Annotated in this window: 9 protein-coding genes and 1 pseudogene; 4 read left to right on the top strand and 6 right to left on the bottom strand. The window is 39.0% G+C overall.

The features are described from left to right. Window positions 1-163 precede the first annotated feature (163 nt). The 4 genes and pseudogenes from IM477_RS10435 to IM477_RS10420 all read right to left on the bottom strand — a co-directional run bounded on the left by IM477_RS10435 (window position 164) and on the right by IM477_RS10420 (window position 1,548). On the bottom strand, window positions 164-499 hold the full coding sequence (locus tag IM477_RS10435) for a type II toxin-antitoxin system PemK/MazF family toxin (RefSeq protein ID WP_287731641.1): 336 nt from the start codon (window positions 497-499) through the stop codon (window positions 164-166). Continuing rightward, window positions 500-754: a hypothetical protein gene (locus IM477_RS10430; RefSeq protein WP_002734916.1), complete on the bottom strand. Its 255-nt coding sequence runs from the start codon at window positions 752-754 to the stop codon at window positions 500-502. A 165-nt stretch (window positions 755-919) separates the two neighbouring features. Continuing rightward, window positions 920-1,015, bottom strand: a pseudogene (locus IM477_RS10425) (LamG domain-containing protein); the annotation flags it as partial. A 164-nt stretch (window positions 1,016-1,179) separates the two neighbouring features. Continuing rightward, window positions 1,180-1,548 carry a hypothetical protein gene (locus tag IM477_RS10420; RefSeq protein WP_287731640.1) on the bottom strand — a complete coding sequence of 123 codons (369 nt, stop codon included), beginning with the start codon at window positions 1,546-1,548 and terminating at the stop codon, window positions 1,180-1,182. Between the two features lie 275 nt (window positions 1,549-1,823). Here IM477_RS10420 and IM477_RS10415 point away from each other — a divergent pair, with 275 nt between their 5' ends. After that, window positions 1,824-2,069 carry a hypothetical protein gene (locus IM477_RS10415; protein WP_002734321.1) on the top strand — a complete coding sequence of 82 codons (246 nt, stop codon included), beginning with the start codon at window positions 1,824-1,826 and terminating at the stop codon, window positions 2,067-2,069. Continuing rightward, window positions 2,062-2,271, top strand: a complete 210-nt coding sequence (locus IM477_RS10410) for a type II toxin-antitoxin system RelE family toxin (RefSeq protein ID WP_002798168.1) — start codon at window positions 2,062-2,064, stop codon at window positions 2,269-2,271. Before IM477_RS10415 ends, IM477_RS10410 begins: the two co-directional genes overlap by 8 nt. Before the next feature lie 202 nt (window positions 2,272-2,473). Here IM477_RS10410 and IM477_RS10405 read toward each other — a convergent pair whose 3' ends face one another. Together IM477_RS10405 and IM477_RS10400 are read right to left on the bottom strand one after the other, a co-directional pair. After that, entirely contained in the window at window positions 2,474-2,926 is a 453-nt protein-coding gene (locus tag IM477_RS10405) for a type II toxin-antitoxin system VapC family toxin (protein WP_287731639.1), read from the bottom strand. Further along, a complete protein-coding gene (locus IM477_RS10400) occupies window positions 2,926-3,162 on the bottom strand; it encodes a hypothetical protein (protein WP_008202209.1) in 237 nt (78 codons plus the stop codon). The genes IM477_RS10405 and IM477_RS10400 overlap by 1 nt, the downstream gene beginning before the upstream one ends. A 226-nt stretch (window positions 3,163-3,388) precedes the next feature. Between IM477_RS10400 and IM477_RS10395 the strand changes: the two genes are divergently transcribed. Both IM477_RS10395 and IM477_RS10390 read left to right on the top strand, forming a co-directional pair. Continuing rightward, the gene (locus tag IM477_RS10395; RefSeq protein WP_249268040.1) at window positions 3,389-3,655 is read left to right on the top strand and encodes a HigA family addiction module antitoxin; all 267 of its coding nucleotides are present in this window, start codon (window positions 3,389-3,391) and stop codon (window positions 3,653-3,655) included. 124 nt (window positions 3,656-3,779) lie between these two features. Then, window positions 3,780-4,079, top strand: coding sequence for a hypothetical protein (locus tag IM477_RS10390; protein ID WP_287731638.1), 300 nt, complete (start codon window positions 3,780-3,782; stop codon window positions 4,077-4,079). Window positions 4,080-4,231: the final 152 nt, after the last annotated feature.

The raw sequence follows: 4,231 nt of genomic DNA, 5'->3' as shown, positions 1-4,231 counted from the left end.
TTTTGAGAGAATCGTGCTTCAAAACCTTGCGTCTTCATCGGCCCGCGTCCTGTAGGGGCGAAGCATTCGGATAAAAAATCTACGGTTTCACCGATAGGTTATTGCCCGAATGCTTCGCCCGTACTTTTTCAGCAAACCCTAATTAAACATTCATATTAGGGTTTTATGTTAAATCTAATGTGTATCGCATCACCTCTTCCAATTGCTGTAAATAACTAGAAGAAAGTGTCCCCAACTGTCTCTGAAGTCGTTGTCTATCAATAACAACAATTTGATAACATAAGGCTACTGATTCCTGATTTAAGCCTCCTTGTCCTGCGGGAATAACCATTGTTCCAGGAATTTGTGCGCGACGTAAATTACTGGTTAATGGAATTACAACAACAGTGCTAGTGAAGCGATCAATATTGTTATGTTGGACAATAATAACAGGTCGAATACCAGCTTGTTCTGAACCACGACTCGGATTCAAATCAGCTAGATAAATATCGCCTCGCATTTATTCCTTATCCTCTTGTTCAAGGTGAGATAAATAATCGGGTAAAATACTTTCTGAAAAGCTAATATCCTCTTGAGCAAATTCATTTTGTAACGATTGTGCTTCTGCATCTGAAATATTGTCCCATTTCTGAAAACGTGAATTTCTTTGTAAGGATTTGACAAATTCAAGGACTTGTTGCTGTTTTTCTAGCGGTAAAGTCTTAATACTTTGCAAAATCTGGTCTTGAAGATTATTAATATGGGTGACAGACATTTCAACTTTTACTATATCTACACTAGGCCAACCATTTTACCATAAAAAAACGCTCTTGTTGTCAATTAGTTAGCAGCAATTAAATAATAGACAATAAACAATACACAAAAAATAACCCCTCAATTGACTAAATGAAGGGGCATTTATGGTATTTTTAGAAGTAATTTATCCTACTTTTGTGGTTTCTTTTTCGGTAGATTGGGATGATTTTAGTTTGCGCTTCAGGGTTGAAGCTGCGCCGATAGTGCCGAGAGCGAGGAGGAAAGTTATAATTTGAGGAACACTATTAGATATGTAGATATGATTAGATAAGGTACAATGAAAGATGTAGATGCACCTACTTAAGCCATGAAACAAGTTCTCAAAAATATTGAGGTATCAGAGATTCCCACACTAATCGATACATGGATAGATATTCCTGTAAATTAATCGATAGTAAACAATGTTGTGAGTCCCGCAGTTGTTCCTATGGAATAATATGTATTGACTGGAACACCATCTAAAGCTGGTATGGCTAAAGAACAACGATGGAAAGTTTTATCAAGAAATCTTTTGTACATACATCTTTTTACCGATTTCACGGGGATCAGGCAACTGACCCTACTGGAAGTTGCACCAGGAATACCTGGCACTATCGAAAATCTGCCATGATCATTTATACACTTATATACTTGACCAGATTGAGCTATTAAAAAGTCTTTGTTTTCACTTAAGTTAAATGTTTTAGCTTGTCGAGACACAGTTAGTCCCAATAAAGTTAATACAGCCGTTATGTATATTACACTTGTTTTCATTAATGTATCTCCTCAAAGTGCGATCGCCTTCTTGCGGCCAGATTAAGCAACAACCCAACACCAAAGGCGGACAAAACAACAATACACATTCCCCCCCCCACAACTGTATTAAAAGCTACAATTTAATAAATCTTTACATTCCTCTCTTAATCCCGATAAAGAAACCGCAGAACCAAGTCGGTTGTGAACAGCCCACCGCTTTTACCATTTTTGGTTAGTATCTGGATGTGGTATTATTTGAGGTGTGTTCGGATTATCTGATACGATCAAGGTCTATGACAACTTACTATGAAATCCTCAGCCAAATAGAGAATCTTCCCCTTACGGATAAGTTGCGACTTTTAGAGGATTTAAAAACTATCATCAAGCCGACCGTAGCGCCAAAAGATGACGATGAGATCATTCCAGCCGAAGAACTTGCTGAAAGCCAAGCAGCATGGCAAGATTATTTATCCGGTCGAGATACTGGAATCACTTCAACAGAATTAAAATACAAATTATTTGGAGATAAACTTGGCTGATTATATTCTACTTAGACAAGCAGAGCGCTACTTAGAAAGGATGCCTAAAAATGATCAAATTCGTCTTCTTGAAGCTTTGGATACTTTGATTTCGGATTCTACAAAATTAGATATTAAACCCCTTTACGGAAGAGATGAACTAAGATTGCGAGTAGGTAAGTATCGAGTGTTGTTTTTTGAAGATAGAGACAACAATCTATAGATCATTACAACTATTAAACCTCGCGGCGATGTCTATAAATAATACCAGAACTTTTTTCTAGACTGCTGTTTCTCCTTTCGCCATAAGACAGTGATTCACAGAAGAAGGAGTCTCAGGTGTTTTTCCCTGTTTTTCCCCTTTTCAGGTGAACTATCCACTTCCGTGAGGGATTGTGGTGCGGTATGTCGGATTTGCTGCCTAATTATTGGGAATTAATGAAATCTTGAGGATGAACGATGGTAATATTGGGAATAGGGATAAAGTCATCAGGATTAAAGGTTAATAAATGGGTAATGTTAGAAGCTTTCATAACAGCAAGAAGCCTAATATCATGAGTGCGTTTTCCTTTAATGTTGTAGATGGTGACTAATTGAAACCAAAGGGGAAAAATATCCGGCGTTTCTGCAATTAATGTAAAGTTATCTAATAAATCATTGACATAATTTGTAGCTTGTGCTGGAGTCCAACCTAAACCATTAACATCAAGGGGGCGGGTTGCAACTAGCCAAAATTCAATTAAAACTTGAGGAATAATAACACATTCATTAGCTGTTTCAACGATTTGAGTAATTACATTATTAGCAAGAGAATAAGTTGCTGAAGACGTATCAGCCGCCCGAAGCAAAATGTTAGTATCCAGTAAATATTGAGTCATTAGTCTTCATACATAGTGTCACGGTGTAAAGCTTCATCAGGTAAATTCGCACTTGTTTTAGGAAGTTTAGCGATTACTTTCTGCCATTTTTGAGCTTTTTCCTGGGGAGTGAGACTATAATCTGGGGAAGGGAGGGAAATTCTTGAGGTGAGAGATTCGGTGAAGGATAACACTTCTTGTTGTTTTTCTAAGGGAAGTTTTCTTAGGTTTTTAATGATAACTTGTTCAATGTTCATTTGACTTAGACTAATAGGCAACCATATCGATCATATCTCATGCCGCAATTTCTCTATATTTAATAAATCTTTACATTCCTCTCCCTCATGGCTTACGCTGGTATCTGCACTACTTCCTTGTCAGCATCAGGATTTTCAGTGATTTGGGGATTTTGAGGATGGGTGATGGGTGAAGATGGAAACGCTCTCGACATTGACCTTGTAGATTATCATTGAGGGAAAAAACATGATGACCCTGAAAAATCCCGTACATCCGGGCAGAATTGTCAAAAGTTCGATTGAAGAGCTTGAATTGACCGTTACGGCTGCGGCAAAAATGCTGAACGTGTCACGCTCTAGACTATCTAACCTAATCAATGGCAAGGCGGGGATTTCCCCGGAAATGGCTGTGCGTTTGTCAAAGACAATCGGTAGCACCCCTGCTTTCTGGCTGCGCCTCCAGATGAATTATGATCTTGCTGAGGTCAAAAAACAGGAAGATAGGATTTTCTGAATCCGATTGGGTTACAACACCAAACAACATTGGGTTAGCGCGATCTCGAAGAGAGCCGCCTTCGACGGTGCGCTGCTTCTGTAGCTGATAAACTAGGGATACCAGCTTTGATCAAGACATCAGCATGACTACTAACGCGGCAAAAACTCAATGGCAGTATTTAGAGAAACGTCCTCATTCCTGGCGACAACAGCTTTATTTTCAAGGTAGGAGGCTGAAAGCTTTTGATGTCTGGTCAGATATGATTGTCAACCAGATGACTCCTCAAGAAGCAGCTCTTAATTGGGAGTTACCTTTGGCTGCTATCTATGAGGCAATTGACTACTGCGGGGCTAATCAGCAGCTACTCAAGCAAGAAGCGGAAGAAGAACGCCACCGTCTGGAAGCAAAGGGGATTAGTGTTGAGCCTAAGATTATTGCTTGATGAGGACTCGCAATCCCAACTTCTGGTTAAGTTACTTACGGCTGCTGGTCATCGAAAATTTGGGTCTGAAACCCCGTCGTTCTACGACGGCTTTACTGTTAAATATTAGCACATTTACGAAATATATGCTAAAATGTGAGACATGGAAAAAG

Source organism: Microcystis sp. M090S1 (genome assembly GCF_020246295.1).
Taxonomy (GTDB): Bacteria; Cyanobacteriota; Cyanobacteriia; order Cyanobacteriales; family Microcystaceae; genus Microcystis; species Microcystis aeruginosa.
Note: the sequence above shows the minus strand (reverse complement) of the source record. Positions and strands in the feature narration are given on the sequence as shown.

Coding starts and splice junctions, on each gene's coding strand:
- IM477_RS10395 (WP_249268040.1), top strand. CDS start 3,389: ATGATGACCCTGAAAAATCCCGTACATCCGGGCAGAATTGTCAAAAGT.
- IM477_RS10405 (WP_287731639.1), bottom strand. CDS start 2,926: ATGACTCAATATTTACTGGATACTAACATTTTGCTTCGGGCGGCTGAT.
- IM477_RS10420 (WP_287731640.1), bottom strand. CDS start 1,548: ATGAAAACAAGTGTAATATACATAACGGCTGTATTAACTTTATTGGGA.
- IM477_RS10415 (WP_002734321.1), top strand. CDS start 1,824: ATGACAACTTACTATGAAATCCTCAGCCAAATAGAGAATCTTCCCCTT.
- IM477_RS10435 (WP_287731641.1), bottom strand. CDS start 499: ATGCGAGGCGATATTTATCTAGCTGATTTGAATCCGAGTCGTGGTTCA.
- IM477_RS10430 (WP_002734916.1), bottom strand. CDS start 754: ATGTCTGTCACCCATATTAATAATCTTCAAGACCAGATTTTGCAAAGT.
- IM477_RS10400 (WP_008202209.1), bottom strand. CDS start 3,162: ATGAACATTGAACAAGTTATCATTAAAAACCTAAGAAAACTTCCCTTA.
- IM477_RS10390 (WP_287731638.1), top strand. CDS start 3,780: ATGACTACTAACGCGGCAAAAACTCAATGGCAGTATTTAGAGAAACGT.